Source organism: Beijerinckia sp. L45 (assembly GCF_009765775.1).
GTDB lineage: Bacteria > Pseudomonadota > Alphaproteobacteria > Rhizobiales > Beijerinckiaceae > RH-AL1.
Genome location: NZ_LMUU01000248.1, coordinates 1 through 398 on the forward strand (window position 1 = coordinate 1; position 398 = coordinate 398).

Genomic DNA, 398 nt, shown 5'->3' on the forward strand with positions numbered 1-398 from the left:
TCGGGCGTCTCGGCAGGGCAGACAAGACCCCAATGTGTGTTGTGAAGCTGGCGGGGCTTGGCCAGCTTGCCGTCTCTGCCGATGGGCGTGTTGGTGCGTCGCAAATGGGAGAGCGTCGAGGCGAAAGTGTATCTGTTCAACACTTGAGAGACACCAGCCGTCGAGCTCATGGCCTTCTTCTGGTCACCCCAGTTGCCGGTCGCGAGAGAGTACTTGAGACCGTTGGAGAGCGTGCCGGGCTTGATACCGACGGCAAGGTTAAAGTGGCGGTTGCCTTCCACGCAGCGTCTCAAGTAGTTGGCGAGCTCAGAGTGCATACGGCGCATGATGCCTCGGAAGAGCTTGGCCAGGAGAGGACCTGCCAGGTCCAAACGCTTCTTCCCAAAATGATCGGTGTG

Annotated in this window: 1 protein-coding gene; it reads right to left on the minus strand. The window is 59.3% G+C overall.

Annotation, left to right across the window (positions count from 1 at the left end; genetic code table 11):
• Positions 1 to 326 (minus strand): hypothetical protein (locus tag GSQ79_RS25560; protein WP_210253217.1); only part of this gene is annotated, 326 nt, incomplete at its 3' end.
• Positions 327 to 398 lie beyond the last annotated feature (72 nt).